This is a genomic window from Billgrantia aerodenitrificans, from assembly GCF_021404405.1.
In the GTDB taxonomy this organism is placed as follows: Bacteria; Pseudomonadota; Gammaproteobacteria; order Pseudomonadales; family Halomonadaceae; genus Halomonas; species Halomonas aerodenitrificans.
On record NZ_JABFTV010000015.1, the window covers coordinates 24,911 to 43,238 of the forward strand.

General features: G+C 66.0%; 12 protein-coding genes. 5 read left to right on the plus strand and 7 right to left on the minus strand.

The window, feature by feature from the left end; genetic code table 11:
* Nucleotides 1–30 precede the first annotated feature (30 nt).
* The 4 genes from HOP59_RS21740 to HOP59_RS21755 all read left to right on the plus strand — a co-directional run bounded on the left by HOP59_RS21740 (nt 31) and on the right by HOP59_RS21755 (nt 2,315).
* The gene (locus HOP59_RS21740) at nt 31–399 is read left to right on the plus strand and encodes a hypothetical protein (RefSeq protein WP_010626431.1); all 369 of its coding nucleotides are present in this window, start codon (nt 31–33) and stop codon (nt 397–399) included.
* Between the two features lie 92 nt (nt 400–491).
* Complete coding sequence (locus HOP59_RS21745) at nt 492–1,421, plus strand: AEC family transporter (RefSeq protein ID WP_234255568.1); 930 nt, start codon at nt 492–494, stop codon at nt 1,419–1,421.
* A gap of 69 nt (nt 1,422–1,490) precedes the next feature.
* Nucleotides 1,491–1,841 (plus strand): DUF6152 family protein, encoded by a 351-nt coding sequence (locus tag HOP59_RS21750; RefSeq protein WP_010626429.1) that lies wholly within the window; start codon nt 1,491–1,493, stop codon nt 1,839–1,841.
* Nucleotides 1,842–1,850: 9 nt separating this feature from the next.
* Nucleotides 1,851–2,315: a hypothetical protein gene (locus tag HOP59_RS21755; protein WP_234255569.1), complete on the plus strand. Its 465-nt coding sequence runs from the start codon at nt 1,851–1,853 to the stop codon at nt 2,313–2,315.
* Nucleotides 2,316–2,403: 88 nt separating this feature from the next.
* On the opposite strand, the gene ahcY is transcribed toward HOP59_RS21755, so the two are convergent.
* The 7 genes from ahcY to metK all read right to left on the minus strand — a co-directional run bounded on the left by ahcY (nt 2,404) and on the right by metK (nt 15,934).
* Complete coding sequence (ahcY, locus tag HOP59_RS21760) at nt 2,404–3,813, minus strand: adenosylhomocysteinase (RefSeq protein ID WP_234255570.1); 1,410 nt, start codon at nt 3,811–3,813, stop codon at nt 2,404–2,406.
* 203 nt (nt 3,814–4,016) lie between these two features.
* Nucleotides 4,017–5,615: an SLC13 family permease gene (locus tag HOP59_RS21765; protein WP_234255571.1), complete on the minus strand. Its 1,599-nt coding sequence runs from the start codon at nt 5,613–5,615 to the stop codon at nt 4,017–4,019.
* A gap of 103 nt (nt 5,616–5,718) precedes the next feature.
* Nucleotides 5,719–7,827: a dihydrolipoyl dehydrogenase gene (gene lpdA / locus HOP59_RS21770; protein WP_422676970.1), complete on the minus strand. Its 2,109-nt coding sequence runs from the start codon at nt 7,825–7,827 to the stop codon at nt 5,719–5,721.
* Nucleotides 7,828–7,839: 12 nt separating this feature from the next.
* A complete protein-coding gene (aceF, locus tag HOP59_RS21780; RefSeq protein ID WP_234255572.1) occupies nt 7,840–9,156 on the minus strand; it encodes a dihydrolipoyllysine-residue acetyltransferase in 1,317 nt (438 codons plus the stop codon).
* Between the two features lie 17 nt (nt 9,157–9,173).
* The gene (gene aceE, locus HOP59_RS21785; protein WP_234255573.1) at nt 9,174–11,843 is read right to left on the minus strand and encodes a pyruvate dehydrogenase (acetyl-transferring), homodimeric type; all 2,670 of its coding nucleotides are present in this window, start codon (nt 11,841–11,843) and stop codon (nt 9,174–9,176) included.
* A gap of 52 nt (nt 11,844–11,895) precedes the next feature.
* Nucleotides 11,896–14,166, minus strand: a complete 2,271-nt coding sequence (locus HOP59_RS23635; RefSeq protein ID WP_010626422.1) for a phosphate acyltransferase — start codon at nt 14,164–14,166, stop codon at nt 11,896–11,898.
* Between the two features lie 547 nt (nt 14,167–14,713).
* Nucleotides 14,714–15,934, minus strand: coding sequence for a methionine adenosyltransferase (metK, locus tag HOP59_RS21795; protein WP_010626421.1), 1,221 nt, complete (start codon nt 15,932–15,934; stop codon nt 14,714–14,716).
* A gap of 352 nt (nt 15,935–16,286) precedes the next feature.
* On the opposite strand from metK, the gene tkt reads away from it, so the two are divergent.
* Entirely contained in the window at nt 16,287–18,278 is a 1,992-nt protein-coding gene (tkt, locus tag HOP59_RS21800; protein ID WP_010626420.1) for a transketolase, read from the plus strand.
* The last annotated feature ends 50 nt before the right edge of the window (nt 18,279–18,328 follow it).

The following is an 18,328-nucleotide window of genomic DNA, read 5'->3' on the forward strand; positions in this document are numbered from 1 at the left end:
ATGCACGGAGCGCAAAGCAGGAGGTTGAACATGGAGAGATCACGCCAAGAGCGCAATGGCGGGCAAAGCACGCAGATGAGCGAAAAAGAGCGTGAGTCGTTGCGCGAGGGGGCTCGGCGGCTGACTGAGCGCGACGCTCCCGCCGACCATAAGCCCGACGAACACAGCCCCAACGACAGCGCCGGTCACAAAGGCGGGCGCTCACCCGCCCAGGACGACGTTTACCGTCCTGATGCCAACGTCGACGACCAGAAGCACAGCGGCAAGAAGCCCGGTATCGATACGCGGCGCGAGACGACCCCAGTAGGCGGCACCCAGGTCGTGCGCGACAAAACCTCGCACAAGGAGAACATCGACGACCAGGCCGAGCGGGCCAGGTCGAGCCGGCGCAACGGCTGATTTCGCCACCGCTGAGCGGGTCGATCATGCATGGCTGACAGCCGTCTCGCCGACAGGCATCATATCGGCTTTCGGCGATGGAATGGCGAGCGATGATCGACCCCAGTGCCCTGCTGGGCCCCCTCTGGACCCTTCTGGCCTTCGTCGGCCTCGGCTGGCTGGCGGCACGGCGGCTGGCCATCGATCCACGCCCCATCGCCACGCTGCTGATCTACCTGATCGCGCCGGTCACCTTCTTTCGCGGCCTGCTGCTGGGCGGCCCCACGCCCCACTATCTGCTGCTGACCCTAGCGCTGTTCCTGCTGGCAAGCCTGGTCGCCGCTGCCATCAACCCGCTGGCCAAGCGCTTCCTGTCACCCCAGGAGGGCGCGGTGCTGGCATTCTCCTCCGGCACCGGCAACACCGGCTATTTCGGCCTGCCCATCGCCATGATCCTGCTCCCTCCGGAAGGCGTGACGCTGTACCTGTTCTGTCTGCTCGGCGTGACACTCTACGAGTTCACGGTGGGTTTCTACCTCAGCGCCCGCGGCCAGTTTTCGGTGCGCCAGAGCCTGATCAAGATCGTACGTCTACCACTGATCTATGCCTTTCTCGCCGCGCTGCTGGTGAGCGGGCTCGGCTTGACGCTGCCGGCCGCGCTGATCGACAGCCTGGCGGTGTTTCCCTCCACCTACACCTTGCTTGGCATGATGATCATCGGCATGACCCTGGGCCGAGTCACGATTCGCGAGATCGACCTGCGTTTCATGACCGGCTGCGTGGCGATCCGCTACCTGCTGTGGCCCTGGCTGATGCTGGCGGTGGTGGTGCTGCTGCAGACGCTGATGACGCTGCCCGACGAGCTAGCCCTGGCGCTTCTGCTGATCGGCGTGGTGCCGATGGCGGCCAACGTGGTGGTGGTCGCCATGGAGCTCGGTATCAAGCCGGAAAAGGGCGCCCTGGCGGTGCTGGCCACCACTCTGGCCGCCCCGCTGCTGATTCCGCTCTACCTGCCGCTGTTGATGCGCCTGGCCGGCCTGTAGAACGATTGGCCTTGAAGCCCGGCCCGGTAGAGCTAGCCTGAAGCAAGACATCCTCGGAAGGAGGCCATCATGCATCGTCATGCATATTGGGCGCTCGCCATCGTCATGCTGCTGTTCCTCGCCCCCGCCCAGGCCCACCACGGCTGGGTCGGCGGCGAGACCATCGAGATAGAAGGCACCATCACCCAGGTGCGGCTGGGCAATCCCCACGGCGAAGTGCAACTCGACGTGGATGGCGAAACTTGGACGGTCGAGGTCGGCCAGCCCTGGCGCAACGAACGCGCCGGGTTGGAAGAAGGCGACCTCGCCGAAGGCGTGGAGCTGCGCGTCTCGGGCGAACATGCCCGTGAACGTGTGCTCAAGGCTGAGCAGCTGTGGATCGGCGAGGAGCACTACGTGCTCTATCCCGGGCGAATCTGACTTGGCGACGTGGAAGCCCTGCTGACATCGCTCGCCGATACTGCCCTGGCCGAGTGGGTGCGGCTCTCACGCTGGGGCTATGCGGCGATCAATGCCCTGCACGTGCTGGGCATCGCCCTGCTGATCGGCGCCATCATTGCCCTTGACCTGCGCCTGCTGGGTTGGCGCAAACGCTTGCCACTGCAAGAGCTGGGCCGGCTGCTGCAGCCGGTGGCCGTCGCTGGGCTGCTGCTGGCAATGGCCACCGGGGCGCTGCTGTTTCTCGCCGACCCCAGCGGCTATGCCGCCATGCCCCTGTTTCGCCTCAAGCTGGCATTGATCGCACTGGCCATCGCCAACGCCCTGCTGCTCAACCTGGGGCCGGGGCTGGCACATGCCACGCCCCGGCGCCTGCTCGTGGCCGGCATTCTGTCTCTGCTGCTGTGGCCAGCCGTGTTGCTGACGGGCCGCATGCTTGCCTTCGTCGATGGCTGACCAATGGAAACGCCGCCCGCAGGCGGCGCTTACTTCACCATTACTTGGCTTTCCGTTACTTCGCTTTTCCGTCGTCGCGCGATACGGCTCAATAGCGATAGGCGTCCGGCTTGTACGGTCCCGCCACCGGCACCCCGGTGTACTTGGCCTGCTGCTCGGTCATCTGCGTGAGCACCCCGCCGAAGCCCTCGACCATGTAGCGGGCCACCTCCTCGTCGAGATGGCGCGGCAGCACGGTGACGGCCAGGCCGCCCTCCTTCTCGGCCGGCGGCAGGTCGGCGAAGCGCTGCTGATAGAGGTGGATCTGCGCCAGCACCTGGTTGGCGAAGGAGCCGTCCATCACCCGCGAGGGGTGCCCGGTGGCGTTGCCCAGATTGACCAGGCGCCCTTCGGAGAGCAGCAGCAGGTAGTCGCTGCTGGCGGGGTCGAAGTGGCCCGGCGTGCTGTCTCGATAGACCTTGTGCACCTGCGGCTTGACCTCCTCCCAGTGCCAGTGGCGGCGCATGTAGGCGGTATCGATCTCGTTGTCGAAGTGGCCGATGTTGCACACCACCGCGCCGGGCTTGAGCGCCTCGAGCATGCCGGCGTCGCAGGCCTCGATGTTGCCGGTGGCGGTGACCACCAGGTCGATGCGCGAGAGCAACTGGCGATCCACGCTCTGCTTGCCGCGATTGATGCCGTCGACATAGGGCGAGACCACTTCATAGCCGTCCATGCACGCCTGCATGGCACAGATCGGGTCGATCTCGGCGATCTTGACGATCATGCCCTCCTGGCGCAGTGAGGCCGCCGAGCCCTTGCCCACGTCGCCGTAGCCCACCACCAGCGCCTGCTTGCCCGCCAGCAGGTGGTCGAGGCCGCGCTTGATGGCGTCGTTGAGCGAGTGGCGACAGCCGTACTTGTTGTCGTTCTTCGACTTGGTCACGGCGTCGTTGACGTTGATCGCTGGCACCTTGAGCGTGCGGTCGCGCAGCATCTCCTGCAGGCGATGCACGCCGGTGGTGGTCTCCTCGGAGATCCCGTGGATGGCATCGAGCAGCTCGGGGCGTTTGTCGTGCAGCAGCGCGGTGAGGTCGCCGCCGTCGTCGAGCACCATGTTGGGGGTCCAGCCGTCGGGCCCTTCCACGGTCTGCTCGATGCACCACCAGAACTCCTCCTCCGTCTCACCCTTCCAGGCGAACACCGGAATGCCGGCGGCGGCGATGGCGGCGGCGGCGTGATCCTGGGTCGAGAAGATGTTGCACGACGACCAGCGCACCGACGCCCCCAGGTCGATCAGGGTTTCGATCAGTACCGCGGTCTGGATGGTCATGTGAATGCAGCCGGCGATGCGCGCCCCGGCCAGCGGCCGTTCGTTGCGATACTTGGCGCGAATCTTCATCAGCGCCGGCATCTCGGTCTCGGCGATGCGGATCTCGCGCCGTCCCCAGTCGGCCAGGCTGATATCGGCGACCTTGAAGTCCTGCGCGGTCGCGGCGGAAACGGCGGGCTGGTTCATGCGTCACCTCTCTCGAGCGGAAAACGGTGCCCCTCACTATAGGCAGGGAACGCCGGCAGCGACAATCAACGCTCGCCTTCCCCTCGCTCATCGATACACTCGAACGGCACCGGAGGCGCCGCACGAAGCGGGGTGGCGGTCCGCTGGAGCCCAACCCGGCAAGAGCCCGGCAAGAGCCCGTCACGGTGCCACCCCAACGGGGATCAGAACTGCAGGCCCAGCGCAAAGCCGCCAAGCAGATAGCAGAACAGCGTGATCAACACGATCCCGACGATGTTGAGGACGACCCCACCCCGGGCCATCTGACCGATGCTGACCGCGCCGGTGCCGAACACGATAGCATTGGGTGGCGTGCCGACCGGCAGCATGAAGGCGCAGGTCGCGGCGAAGGCCGCCGGGATCAGCAGCGTCATCGAGTCGGTGCCGATGCCCACCGCCACACCGCCGAGCACGGGGATGAAGGTCGCGGCCGTGGCCGTGTTGCTGGTCACTTCCGTGAGGAACAGCACGATGGTGGCCACGGCAGCCACCAGCAGCAGGATTGGCAGCACCCCAAGTCCGGTGATCTGCTGACCGAACCAGCTGTCCAGGCCGGTGCCTGCCACGGCGCCGGCGAGGCTCAGGCCACCACCGAACAGCAGCAGCACCCCCCAGGGCAGCCCATCCTCGGCATCCTTCCAGTTCAGCACCATCTCGTTGCGACCTCGCGCCGGCAGCACGAACAGCGCAATCCCGGCGGCAACGGCGATGGCGGTATCGTCGAGATTACCCAGCGGCCCCAGCCACTGCCCCACCCCCGGGATGTTGCCGAGAACACCGGGCACCACCCACAGGAACGCCGCCGAGCCGAACACCAGCAGTACCATCTTCTCGCCCTGGGTGAGCGAACCGAGCTTGCGGACCTCCCCTTCGATCATCTCCTGGCCGCCGGGAATCTCCTCGACCTTGAACGGGTAGAGTACTCGGGTCATCAGTACCCAGCCCACCAGGATGAAGGTGAAGGCCAGCGGCACGCCGAGCATCATCCAGTCGAGAAAACCGATGTTGCGGCCCAGCTCGTCGGCGGCGTAGCCAGCGACGATGGCGTTGGGCGGGCTGCCGAGCAGGGTGCCGAGACCGCCCATGCTGGCCGACCAGGCGATGGCCAGCAGCAGGCAGAGGCCGAAGCGCTTGATGTTCTCGTCGGCGATGAAGTCGACGTGGCCGGCCCGGTGATGATCGTGGCCGGCGGTGACCGTCTCGGTGGATTCACCGCTGCGTTCCGCCACCAGGGCCAGCACGGAGAGCCCGATCGGCAGCATCATCAGGGTCGTCGCGGTATTCGAGACCCACATCGACAGGAATCCCGTGGCCAGCATCATGCCGAGCACGATCCGATGCGGCGAGACCCCGACCCGGGCCAGGGTCAGCAGCGCGATGCGCCGGTGCAGGTTCCACTTCTCCATGGCGATGGCGATCAGGAAGCCACCGAGGAACAGAAACACGATGGAGCTGGCATAGGGCGCCGTGGCCTGGGCCACGGTACGCTCCGTCAGCATCGGGATCAGCACGATCGGCAGCAGGGCGGTGGCCGAGAGCGGGATAGCCTCGGTCATCCACCATACCGCCATCAGGGCGCCGATCGTCGCCACCCAGCGTGCATCCGGCGACAGCCCTTCGGCCTGGCCCATGGCAAGCCAGACGATCAGTGCCACCAGCAACCCGAAGGCACGCAGCCCCCATATCAGTCTGGCGGAACGCCCGCCGGCCTCTTCGCCTCCCGGCGCCTCGCCCTGTGTCTGCTCGTGGGGTTGCTTGTCCATTTGTCGGTCTCTCCATTACTTGCTTTACAGTCCTGGTCAGCGAGCGGCGGCCTGCCGGACCTCCATATGATGGCTCCGACAGCAGCCGCCCGCTGGCGTTCGTCTATCGCTTCTTCTGCGGTGGCAGATCGGTACACACCCCCTCGAACAGTTCGGCGGCCATACCGACCGACTCACCCAGGGTCGGGTGAGGATGGATGGTCTTGCCGATGTCGACCGGGTCGCAGCCCATCTCGATGGCCAGGCACAGCTCGCTGATCAGATCCCCCGCCTGGGTACCGACGATGGCGCCGCCGATGATGCGATGGGTCTCCTCGTCGAAGATCAGCTTGGTGAACCCTTCGTCACGACCGTTGGCGATGGCCCGACCGGAGGCGGCCCAGGGGAAGACCGCCTTGCCGTACTTGATGCCCTCGGCCTTGCACTCGGCCTCGGTCTTGCCGGCCCAGGCGACTTCCGGGTCGGTGTAGGCCACCGAGGGTATCTGCCGGGCATCGAAGAAGCTCTTGTGGCCGGCAGCGGCCTCCGCCGCGACATGCGCCTCGTGCACCGCCTTGTGAGCCAGCATCGGCTGACCGACGATGTCGCCGATGGCGAAGATGTGCCCGACGTTGGTCCGCATCTGTTTGTCGGTGGCGATGAAACCACGTTCGTCGACCGCCACGCCAGCGTTCTCGGCACCGATCTTGTGGCCGTTGGGGCTGCGACCGACCGCTTGCAGAATCATGTCGTACAGCTGCGGTTCGGCGGGAGCGCCCTCGCCCTCGAAGCTGACCTTGAGGCCGTTCTTCTGCGCCTTCACCGCGGTGGTTCGGGTCTTGAGCATCACCTTGTCGAAGCGCGGCTGATTGACCTTCTCCCACACCTTGACCAGGTCGCGGTCGGCGCCGGCCATCAGCCCGTCGAGCATCTCGACCACGTCGATGCGCGTGCCCAGGGTGGAGTAGACCGTAGCCATCTCCAGGCCGATGATGCCGCCGCCGATGACCAGCATGCGCTTGGGAATGGTGGTCAGCTTCAGCGCCCCGGTGGAGTCGACCACCCGGGAGTCGTCGGGGATGAAAGGCAGTTTCACCGACTGCGAACCGGCGGCGATGATGCACTTGCCGAACTTGATCACCTGCTTGGCGCCGGTCGGCTCCTGGCCGTCGCCGCCGGTCAGGGCGACTTCCAGGTGATGCGGGTCGAGGAAGGTCCCGACCCCGCGCACGACCTCGACCTTGCGCGCCTTGGCCATGCCGGCCAGTCCCCCGGTGAGCTTGCCGACGACCTTCTCCTTCCAGCCGCGCAGCTTGTCGAGATCGATCTTCGGCTTGCCGAAGGCGATACCATGATCGGCCATGGCGTTGGCCGCATCGGTGACCGCCGCCACATGCAGCAGCGCCTTGGAGGGGATACAGCCGACGTTCAGACACACCCCGCCGAGGCTGCCATAGCGTTCCACCAGCACGGTCTTCATTCCCAGATCGGCGGCCCGGAAGGCGGCCGAGTAGCCGCCCGGCCCGGCACCGAGCACCAGCATCTCGCACTCGAGATCGGCGCCGCCGGCATAGCTGGCCGCCGTGGGGGCGGGCACGGCCGCCGGCGGCTCCGCTGCCTGTGCGGCCGCAGGTGTGGCTGCGTGGGCCGCCCCTTCCGCCTCCAGCATCAGGATCGGCGTGCCTTGCGAAACCCTGTCGCCCACCGCCACCAGCACCTCGGCGACCCTGCCGGCCTTGGGCGCTGGCACGTCCATGGAGGCCTTGTCGGACTCCAGGGTGATCAGCGAATCCTCGGCGCGGATCGTATCGCCGGGGCGTACCAGCACCTCGATCACCGGGACGTCATCGAAATCGCCGATGTCCGGCACCCGCACCTCTTCCAGCCCGCCGCCGCCATAACCACCGCCGGCATCGCCGGGCGCCGGTGAACCGACCCCTTGCTCATGCACTACCGGCTGCGGTTCGCGGTCCATCACCCGGGAGCCCGTCTCGGCCGGCTCCAGCATCAGGATGAGCGAGCCCTCGGAGACCGTGTCGCCCTCCTTGACCTTGAGCGCTGCGACCGTACCCGACACCGGGGAGGGCACGTCCATGGAGGCCTTGTCGGTCTCCAGGGTGATCAGCGGGGTTTCGATGTCGATGGCATCGCCCGGCTTGACCAGCACCTCGATGATCTCGACGTCCTTGAAATCGCCGATATCGGGCACCTTGACTTCGATTGCATTGGCCATGTCGTCGACTCCTCACATGATGATGCGCCGCATGTCGGCGAGCAGGTTGGCGAAATGGACGTTGAAGCGGGCCGCGGCGGCGCCGTCGATCACCCGGTGATCCCAGGAGAGCGACAGCGGCAGCATGTAGCGCCACTCCGAGTGCTTGCCGTCCGGCGAGACCTGCTTCCAGAAGGAGCGACACACGCCCATGATGGCCACCTCGGGGGCGTTGATGATGGGCGTGAAATAGAGCCCGCCGATGCCGCCGAGGGAGGAGATGGTGAAACAGCCGCCCTGCATCTGATCGGGCTTGAGCTTGCCGTCGCGGGCCAGCTTGGCCAGCGCCCCCATTTCCTGGGCGATCTCGACCACGCCCTTCTTGTCCGCGTCACGGATCACCGGCACCACCAGGCCGTTGGGCGTATCGGCGGCGAAGCCGATATGGTAGTAGCGCTTGAGGATCAGCTGGTCGCCGTCCAGCGAGGCATTGAACTCGGGGAACTGCTTCAAGGTGGCGACCGCGGCCTTGATCATGAACGCCAGCATGCTGACCTTGGCGCCCGACTTCTCGTTGTCCTTGTTGAACTGCACCCGGAAGGCTTCAAGTTCGGTGATATCGGCCTCGTCGTGGTTGGTGACATGGGGAATCTGCACCCAGTTGCGGTGCAGGTTGGCGCCGGAGATCTTCTTGATACGCGACAGCGGCTGGGTCTCCACCGGGCCGAACTTGCTGAAGTCCACCTGGGGCCAGGGCAGCAGATCCAGCCCCCCGCCGCCGGCTGGAGCGCCGGTTGAAGTGCTAGCCGCCGCCGAGGCACCGCCCCCAGAGAAGTTGTGGACAGCGAAGTTGCGGATGTCCTCCTGAGTCACCCTCCCCTTGAGGCCGGTCGCCGGCACGCGGGTCAGGTCCACCTCCAGCTCGCGTGCCAGGCGGCGCGCAGAGGGGCTGGCGTGGACCCTGCTGAAATCCGCGATCGGACCGCTCGGCGCTGCGGTAGCGGTCGCCGTAGATGAAGCAGCCGGAGCAGCGGCCGCTGCCGCTGGCTGCCCTTCGCTGCCGCCGGGCGCCGCTGGCTTTTCATCCGCCCCGCTCGGTGCCGCCGCCCCCGCTTCGCTCTCCAGCAGCAGCACCAGGCTGCCCTCGGAGACCGTGTCGCCGAGCTTGACCTTGAGCTCCTTGACCGTGCCCGCCGCTGGTGCCGGCACGTCCATCGAAGCCTTGTCCGATTCCACGGTGATCAGCGGGTCCTCGACCTGGATCATGTCGCCGGCCTGGACGTGGATTTCGATGATCGGGACATCGGTGTAATCGCCGATGTCCGGTACCTTGATCTCTTGAATGGCCACTGTTGTTCTCCTTCGGCTCAGGCGTACAGGGGGTTGGGCTTTTCGGGGTCGATGCCGTACTTGGCGATGGCATCGCGCACCTTGGCGCTCTTGAGCTTGCCCTCGTCGACCAGGGCCTGCAGCGCGGTCAGGACGACGTAGTGCCGATCCACCTCGAAATGGCGGCGCAGCGCCTCGCGGCTGTCGGAACGACCGAAGCCGTCGGTACCCAGCACCTCGTAGCGCCGCGGCACGAAAGGCCGGATCTGTTCGGCGAACATGCGGATGTAGTCGGTCGAGGCGATCACCGGCCCTTCGGTGCCTTCCAGGCACTGCTCGACATAGCTCTTGCGCGGTGTCTCGCCTGGGTGCAGCCGGTTCCAGCGCTTGACCGCATGGCCGTCGCGGGCCAGCTCGTTGAAGCTCGGGCAGCTCCAGACGTCGGCCGCTACGCCCCAGTCGTCGCGCAGCAGCTCCACCGCGGCAATCACCTCGTTGAGGATGCTGCCGCAGCCCAGCAGCTGCACCCGCGGCGCCTTGGCCTTGCCCTCGGCCTGGCTGAACCGGTACATGCCCTTGATGATGCCCTCTTCGGCGCCTTCGGGCAGAGCCGGATGGTGGTAGTTCTCGTTCATAGTGGTGATGTAGTAGAAGACGTCCTGCTGCTCTTCGTACATGCGCTTGAGGCCATCGCGCACGATCACCGCCACTTCGTAGTGGAAGGTCGGGTCATAGGCCATGCAATTGGGGATGAACTGGGCGAACAGCTGGCTGTGGCCGTCCTGGTGCTGCAGCCCCTCGCCGTTCAGGGTGGTGCGCCCCGAGGTGCCGCCGATCAGGAACCCCCGCGCCAGCATGTCGCCGGCCGCCCAGGCCAGGTCGCCGACGCGCTGGAAGCCGAACATGGAGTAGTAGATGTAGAACGGGATCATGGTGACCCCGTGGTTGCTGTACGAGGTGGCGGCGGCGATCCACGACGACATGGCCCCGTCCTCGTTGATGCCCTCCTGCAGGATCTGCCCCTTCTGGTCCTCGCGGTAAGGCATGATCTCCTCGGCGTCCATGGGCACGTATTTCTGCCCTTCCGGCGCGTAGATGCCGATCTGCCGGAACATGCCTTCCATGCCGAAGGTGCGCGACTCGTCGGCAACGATCGGGGTCAACCGCGGCCCCAGGGTCTTGTCCCGGGCCAGGGAGACCATGATGCGCACCATGGCCATGGTGGTGGACATGGTGCGCTCGCCGGTGTCCGCCAGCACCTGCTTGAACATCTCCAGAGGCGGCGCCTCGAGCCGGTCGCCGTTGCGCTGACGCTGGGGCAGGTAGCCTCCCAGGGCCTGGCGCTGAGCGTGCAGGAACTGCATCTCGGCGCTCTCTTCCGGCGGCTTGATGAAGGCTGCCGCGGTGACCTGTTCGTCGCTGAAGGGCAGATCGAAGCGCTTCTGGAAGTAGCGCAGGTTGTCCTCACCCAGCTTCTTCTTCTGGTGGGTGATGTTCTGGCCCTCGCCGCCCTCGCCCATACCGTAGCCCTTGACGGTCTTCATCAGCAGCACCGAGGGCTTGTCCTTGGTGTTGACCGCGGCGTGATAGGCGGCGTAGACCTTCTGCGGGTCGTGGCCGCCGCGGATCAGCTTGTAGTAGATGTCGTCGTCCGACAGGTGGGCGACCATCTCCTTGAGCTCCGGGTACTTGCCGAAGAAGTGCTCGCGGATGTAGCCGCCGCCCTTGACCTTGAAGTTCTGGTACTCGCCGTCGACGCACTCCTCCATGCGCTTGCGCAGCAGGCCCTGGGTGTCCTTGGCCAGCAGCTCGTCCCAGCCCGAGCCCCACAGGCACTTGATGACGTTCCAGCCCGCCCCGCGGAAGTTGCCCTCCAGCTCCTGGACGATCTTGCCGTTGCCCCGCACTGGACCGTCCAGGCGCTGCAGGTTGCAGTTGATCACGAAGATCAGATTGTCCAGCTTCTCGCGGCTGGCCAGGGCGATGGCCCCCTGGGACTGGGGCTCGTCCATCTCGCCGTCGCCGAGGAAGGCCCACACCTTGCGCCCCTCGGTGTCGGCCAGCCCGCGGTTCTGGAGATACTTCATGAAGCGGGCCTGATAGATGGCCATGATCGGCCCCAGTCCCATGGAGACGGTGGAAACCTGCCAGAAGTCCGGCATCAGGTAAGGATGGGGGTAGGAGGAGATTCCCTTGCCGTCCACCTCCAGGCGGAAGTTCTCCAGCTGCTCCTCGGAGAGCCGCCCTTCCAGGAACGCCCGCGCATAGATGCCCGGAGCGCAATGGCCCTGCACGTAGATGATGTCACCGCCGTGGCCGTCGCTGGGGGCCTGCCAGAAATGGTTGAAACCCACCTCGTACATCACTGCCGAAGACTGGTAGCTGGCGATATGCCCGCCGGGTTCGGCGGGTTTCTTGTTGGCGCGTACGACCATGGCCATGGCGTTCCAGCGCAGATAGGCGATCAGCCGCTGCAGCAGGGCCGCGTCGCCGGGCAGCTTGGCCTCCTTGTGGGGCGGGATGGTGTTCACATAGGGCGTGCGGGTGGTGTCCGGCGCCTCGGCCCCGGTGCGGTAGGCCTCCTCCACCGCCTTGTGCAGCAGGTAGGTGGCCCGCTCGGGGCCCACCCGTTCCACCACCACGTCGACGGCTTCCTGCCACTCCCGGGTTTCCTGGGGATCGAAGTCGTTGTAATCATCGAAAGCCATGGGGCGTCTCCCTTGATCGTTGGCTCGGGCTTGTTGTTGTTGGTGTTCGCTGTCAGCGATGGGTCTGCGCCTCGACCACGGCGAAAGCGCTCATGTTGGCGATGCCCCTTGCGGTCACCGTGCGGTTGAGCACATGCACCGGCTTGGCGGCCCCCAGCAGGATGGGCCCCACCGGCACGCCGTTGCCCAGCACCTTCAGCGCGGTGAAGGCGATGTTTGCCGCGTCCAGGTTGGGCATGATCAGCAGGTTGGCCTCACCCTCGAGCAGCGAATCGGGCAGGATGCGTCCGCGTACGCCCATGGAGAGCGCCGAGTCGGCCTGCATCTCGCCATCCACCACCAGCTCCGGATCGCGTTCGCGGATCAGCGCCAGCGCTTCACGCATCTTCACCGCGCTGGCGAAGTCGGAGCTGCCGAAGTTGGAGTGGGAGACCAGGGCGGCCCGGGGGGTGATGCCGAAACGTCGCACCTGCTCCGCGGCCAGCAGGGTGATCTCGGCGATCTGGCTGGCGTCGGGGTCGTAGTTGACGAAGGGGTCGGCAATGAACAGCGTGGCCCGCTCGAGGATCAGCAGCTGCAGGGCGGCAGGCGTGCTGACGCCCTCGCGCAGGCCGATGACGTCCAGCACCAGATCCAGGTGCTCGTGGTAGGTGCCCACGGGGCCGGCGATCACGGCATCCACCTCGCCCCGGCGCAGCAGCAGCGAGGCCAGGATGGTGGAGCGGCTGCGCACGCGCTTCTCGGCGGCCTCGGGATGCACGCCACGCCGTCCCATCAGCTGGTGGTACTCGCTGGCCAGGGTGGAGCAGTCGGGATAGTCCCGCGCGTCGATCAGCTCGAAATCGACGCCGGCCCTCACCGGCAGGCCCAGCTCTTCGATGCGCGCCTCGATGACCTTACGGCGGCCGATCAGCACGGGCTTGGCATAGTGCTGGCTGACGCAGACCTCCATGGCACGCAGGACGCGCTCGTCCTCGCCTTCGGCGTAGAGCAGGCGCAGCGGGTTCTGCCGAGCCCGCTCGAACACCGGCTCCATCACGTTGCCGGAGCGGTATACCAGCCGCGACAACGAGCGGGCATAGGCCTTCAGGTCGGCGATGGGTCGGGTGGCTACACCGCTGTCCATGGCGGCCTTGGCCACTGCCGGCGGGATGGTGTCGATCAGACGCGGGTCGAAGGGTTTGGGCAGGATGTAGTCCGGGCCAAAGGTCAACGCCTGGCCGCCATAGGCCACCGCCACCGTTTCCGGCACCGTGGTGGTCGCCATGTCGGCGATGGCCTTGACGGTGGCCAGCTTCATCTCCTCGTTGATCGTGGTGGCGCCGCAGTCCAGCGCTCCGCGGAAGATGAACGGGAAGCACAGCACGTTGTTGACCTGGTTGGGGTAGTCCGAGCGCCCGGTGGCGATCACCGCATCCGGGCGTATCGCCTTGGCCTCTTCCGGCATGATCTCCGGGATGGGATTGGCCATGGCCAGGATCAGCGGGCGGTCGGCCATGGTGGCCACCATCTCCGGCTTGAGCGCGCCCCCGGCCGAGAGACCGAAGAACACGTCGGCCCCCTCGATGGCATCGGCCAGAGTGCGGGCCTCGGTGGCCACCGCGTAACGCGCCTTGTAGGGATCCATGTCGTCGGTGCGCTCGGTGTGGACCACGCCGCTGCGGTCGCAGACCAGGATGTTCTCCGGGCGTACCCCCAGGGAGACCGCCAGGTCCAGACAGGCCAGGGCCGCAGAGCCCGCGCCGTTGCACACCAGGCGGATATCCCCGAGCTCCTTGCCCACCACCCGCAGGCCGTTGAGCAGGGCGGCCCCCGCCACGATGGCGGTACCGTGCTGGTCGTCGTGAAAGACCGGGATCTTCATCCGCTCGCGCAGACGACGCTCGATCTCGAAGCACTCCGGTGCCTTGATGTCCTCCAGGTTGATGCCGCCGAAGGTCGCCTCCAGGCCGGCGATGATCTCGATCAGCTTGTCCGGGTCGCGCTCCTCAATCTCGATATCGAACACGTCCACGTCAGCGAACTTCTTGAACAGTACGGCCTTGCCTTCCATGACCGGCTTGGAGGCCAGAGCGCCGATGGCCCCCAGCCCCAGAACCGCCGTGCCATTGCTGACCACGGCTACTAGGTTGCCGCGGGCGGTGTACTCGGCGGCCTGGAGAGGGTCGCGCTCTATCTCCTCGCAGGCTGCGGCCACACCGGGAGAATAGGCCAGGGACAGATCCCGCTGGCTGGCCATCGGCTTGGTCGCCTGGATCGCCAGCTTGCCGGGGCGGGGAAACCGATGGTATTGCAAGGCGCTGTCGCGCAAATCGTCTGCCATGTGCTTCGCCTCTTCTCGCTTCACACTTCGCGGCGATAGAGGAGTCGATGATCGCGTTGCCGATCGCCTTCTCGAACTGTTGCCAGGCCGGTTCCGCTGGCCACACCACAATTCCCTCTACGCCGCACTCAGCTCGTCATGTCGTGCCCACTTGTCATTGTAGGAGCCGCGCGTCTCATGGGGCGCAGTCTGCATTCAGCAACCAATGCGCCTAAATGAGTGAAAGAAAAGGCTTTCAATCGCTTAGCGAACCGCTATGCGACTTTGGTCGCAGCAACGACGACTCAGGTTTGACTGGATATGTGCACAATCGGCGAATTCGGCATACGAAGTTCCGCACAGCAACGCAAGCGACTGCCTTGCCTACGAATTATCCTCGCGAAAGGAACCGGCAGCGGTAGCAGGCGCACCATGCCTCGTGCGCATTCCCGCACAGGCAGCCTGCGCCCCGGCCCCTTGTGCCCCCGTCCCTCGTGTTCCCCACCATAGCAGCAGGCCCCGCACGGCGAAGCCGGCGGGGCCTGTCATTTCGAGCTTGGGCGAGTGCTTACAAACCGGCGGCCTGACGCAGTGCCGCGGCACGATCGGTGCGCTCCCAGGGGAAGGCGGTGAAGGTCTCGGTGTGCTCCTGGCCCTTGGTGTCCTTCCAGTGGTAGCTGGTCTCGAAGGGCTCGCGACCGAAGTGGCCGTAGGCCGCGGTGAGCTGATACATCGGGTGCAGCAGATCGAGCATGCGGGTGATGGCAAAGGGGCGCAGATCGAAGTGCTCGCGCGTCAGCTCGATGATGCGCGCCTCGTCCACCTTGGCCGTGCCGAAAGTGTTGATCGACACCGAGGTGGGCTCGGCTACGCCGATGGCGTAGGAGACCTGGATCTCACAGCGGTCGGCGAGCCCGGCGGCAACGATGTTCTTGGCCACGTAGCGCCCGGCGTAGGCGGCGCTGCGGTCGACCTTGGAGGGGTCCTTCCCGGAGAAGGCACCGCCGCCGTGGCGCGCCATGCCGCCGTAGGTATCGACGATGATCTTGCGCCCGGTGAGGCCACAGTCGCCTACCGGGCCGCCGATGACGAACTTGCCGGTAGGGTTGATGTGGTACTTGGTCGACTCGGTCAGCCACTCCGCCGGGATCACCTCCTCGATGATCTCGCGCTTGACCATGCGCCGCAGCTCCTCCTGATCGATCTCCGGCGCGTGCTGGGTCGAGAGCACCACCGCCTCGACCCCGCAGGGCATTCCCGCCTCATCGTAGCGGAAGGTGACCTGGCTCTTGGCATCCGGGCGCAGCCAAGGCAGCAGGCCGTGCTTGCGCAGCTCGGCCTGACGTTCCACCAGGCGATGGGCGTAGTGGATCGGCGCCGGCATGTAGGTGTCGGTCTCGTTGGTGGCGTAGCCGAACATCAGGCCCTGATCGCCCGCCCCCTGATCCTCCGGCTTGCTGCGATCCACGCCCTGGGCGATGTCCACGCTCTGCTTGCCGATCAGGTTGAGCACGCCGCAGGTCTCACCGTCGAAACCGACCTCGGAGGAGGTATAGCCGATCTCGATGATCACCTTGCGCACCAGCTCTTCCAGGTCGACCCAGGCCGAGGTGGTGATCTCGCCGGCGACGATGGCCACCCCGGTCTTGACCAGCGTCTCGCAGGCCACCCGGGCATGCTTGTCGCGGGCAATGATGGCGTCCAGCACCGCATCGGAGATCTGATCGGCGATCTTGTCCGGATGTCCCTCGGAGACGGATTCGGAGGTGAACAGGGAATATTCGCTCATGCGTGTCGACCCTTCTATGTATCGGCAAGCTTTAATATCGATAAGCTTTAGTATGGCAAGCGCTAGTATCGGCAAGGCGCGGCGGTGCGTCGAAGCAGGGTGACGACACCTCATGCTGCATGATGCCTGGCTTCCTGCCTGGCGAGCCTGCAGCGCTGTGAGCACCCGAGTTTACATGCTGCCACCCGGGCTGGCACCCGTCATTTGATGACCGGCGGCAAGTCGGCGACAATAGGCGGCCGAATTCGACCGCGCCGTGCCTTCCTGCGGCGCCCAGCCAGAACGCTATCGGCAGGCCCGGCAGGCCGCCGTTGACTTGCCCCATTCTGCCGCAGGCGAGGAGCTTACCCAAATGCCATCCCGTTTCGAACTGGCCAACGCCATTCGCGCCCTGTCCATGGATGCCGTCCAGAAGGCGAAATCCGGCCATCCCGGCGCGCCCATGGGCATGGCCGACATCGCCGAAGTGCTGTGGAACGACTACCTCAAGCACAACCCCGACGACCCGAAATGGCCCGACCGCGACCGCTTCGTGCTCTCCAACGGTCACGGCTCGATGCTGCTCTACTCGCTGCTGCACCTGACCGGCTACGATCTGGAGCTCGAGCAGCTGCGCAACTTCCGCCAGCTGCACTCCAAGACCGCCGGCCACCCCGAGTTCGGCTACGCCCCGGGCGTGGAGACCACCACCGGCCCGCTGGGCCAGGGCCTGGCCAATGCCGTGGGCATGGCCATCGCCGAGAAGACCCTGGCTGCACAGTTCAACCGCCCCGGCCACACCATCGTCGACCACCAGACCTACTGTTTCGCCGGTGACGGCTGCATGATGGAAGGCATCTCCCACGAGGTCTGCTCGCTGGCCGGCACCCTGGGCCTGGGCAAGCTCACGGTGTTCTACGATGACAACGGCATCTCCATCGACGGCGAGGTCGAGGGCTGGTTCACCGACGACACCGCCAAGCGCTTCGAGGCCTACGGCTGGCACGTGGTGCCCAACGTCGACGGTCACAATCCCGAAGAGATCAAGGCCGCCATCGAACTGGCCCGCAGCCACGAGGAGAAGCCGAGCCTGATCATCTGCAAGACGGTGATCGGCTTCGGCGCGCCCAACAAGCAGGGCAAGGAGGAGTGCCACGGCGCTCCGCTGGGCGACGAGGAAGTGGCCGCCGCGCGCAAGCAGCTCGACTGGCCCCATGCGCCGTTCCACATTCCCGAGCCCGTCTATCAGGGCTGGGACGCCCGCGAGCGCGGCAAGTCGCAGCAGGAAGACTGGCAGACCCGCTTCGCCCGCTACCGTGACGAGCACCCCGAGCTGGCCAAGGAGTTCAGCCGTCGCAACCAGTGCAAGCTGCCGACGGAGATCACCAGCGAAGCCTTCATCGAGAAGATGCAGCAGAAGGGCGAGACCATCGCCACGCGCAAGGCCTCGCTGTTGTGCCTCAACGAGCTCGGCCCGCAACTGCCCGAACTGCTCGGCGGCAGCGCCGACCTGGCGCCTTCCAATCTGACCTTCTGGAGCGGCGCCAAGCCGATCTCCCGCGAGAACCCGGGCGGCAACTACCTGCACTACGGTGTACGCGAGTTCGGCATGGGCGCGATCATGAACGGCATCGTGTTGCACGGTGGCTTCATCCCCTACGGCGCTACCTTCCTGATCTTCATGGAGTACATGCGCAACTCGGTGCGCATGGCGGCGCTGATGGGCAAGCGCGCCATCTACGTCTTCACCCACGACTCCATCGGCCTGGGCGAGGATGGCCCCACCCACCAGCCGATCGAGCAGCTGACCAGCCTGCGCAGCACGCCCAATCTGAGCACCTGGCGCCCCTGCGACGCGGTGGAGACTGCCGCCGCCTGGGACGCCGCGATCAAGCGCAACTCCGGTCCCACCGCGCTGGTGCTGTCGCGCCAGAACCTGCCGCACCAGGAGCGCAGCAAGCAGCAGCTGGCCGAGATCCAGCGCGGCGCTTATGTGCTGAAAGAGAGTCAGGGCGCCCCCGAGCTGATCCTGATCGCCACCGGCTCCGAAGTGGCGCTGGCCATGGCGGCCGCCGCCGAGCTGGAGGGCCAGGGCCGCGCTGTGCGTGTGGTCTCCATGCCCTCGGCCTACCGCTTCGACGGCCAGGACGCCGAGTACCGCGAGAAGGTGCTGCCGCGTGCGGTGACCAAGCGCATCGCCATCGAGGCCGGCCACGCCGACTACTGGTACAAGTATGTGGGCCTCGACGGCCGCGTGATCGGCATGACCACCTACGGCGAGTCCGCCCCGGCGGATGATCTGTTCAAGCACTTCGGCTTCACCAAGGAGAACGTGGTGAATCAGGCCAAGGAACTGCTGGGCTGAGGGCTTGCCCTAGCGGTAGCTAGTAGCATGTCGCTAATAGCATGAAGAAA

Bases quoted from the DNA above. Each gene is read 5' to 3' on its own strand.
- tkt (WP_010626420.1), top strand. From the start codon at position 16,287: ATGCCATCCCGTTTCGAACTGGCCAACGCCATTCGCGCCCTGTCCATG.
- HOP59_RS23635 (WP_010626422.1), bottom strand. From the start codon at position 14,166: ATGGCAGACGATTTGCGCGACAGCGCCTTGCAATACCATCGGTTTCCC.
- HOP59_RS21750 (WP_010626429.1), top strand. From the start codon at position 1,491: ATGCATCGTCATGCATATTGGGCGCTCGCCATCGTCATGCTGCTGTTC.
- aceE (WP_234255573.1), bottom strand. From the start codon at position 11,843: ATGGCTTTCGATGATTACAACGACTTCGATCCCCAGGAAACCCGGGAG.
- HOP59_RS21765 (WP_234255571.1), bottom strand. From the start codon at position 5,615: ATGGACAAGCAACCCCACGAGCAGACACAGGGCGAGGCGCCGGGAGGC.
- ahcY (WP_234255570.1), bottom strand. From the start codon at position 3,813: ATGAACCAGCCCGCCGTTTCCGCCGCGACCGCGCAGGACTTCAAGGTC.
- lpdA (WP_422676970.1), bottom strand. From the start codon at position 7,827: ATGGCCAATGCAATCGAAGTCAAGGTGCCCGATATCGGCGATTTCAAG.
- HOP59_RS21740 (WP_010626431.1), top strand. From the start codon at position 31: ATGGAGAGATCACGCCAAGAGCGCAATGGCGGGCAAAGCACGCAGATG.
- HOP59_RS21745 (WP_234255568.1), top strand. From the start codon at position 492: ATGATCGACCCCAGTGCCCTGCTGGGCCCCCTCTGGACCCTTCTGGCC.
- metK (WP_010626421.1), bottom strand. From the start codon at position 15,934: ATGAGCGAATATTCCCTGTTCACCTCCGAATCCGTCTCCGAGGGACAT.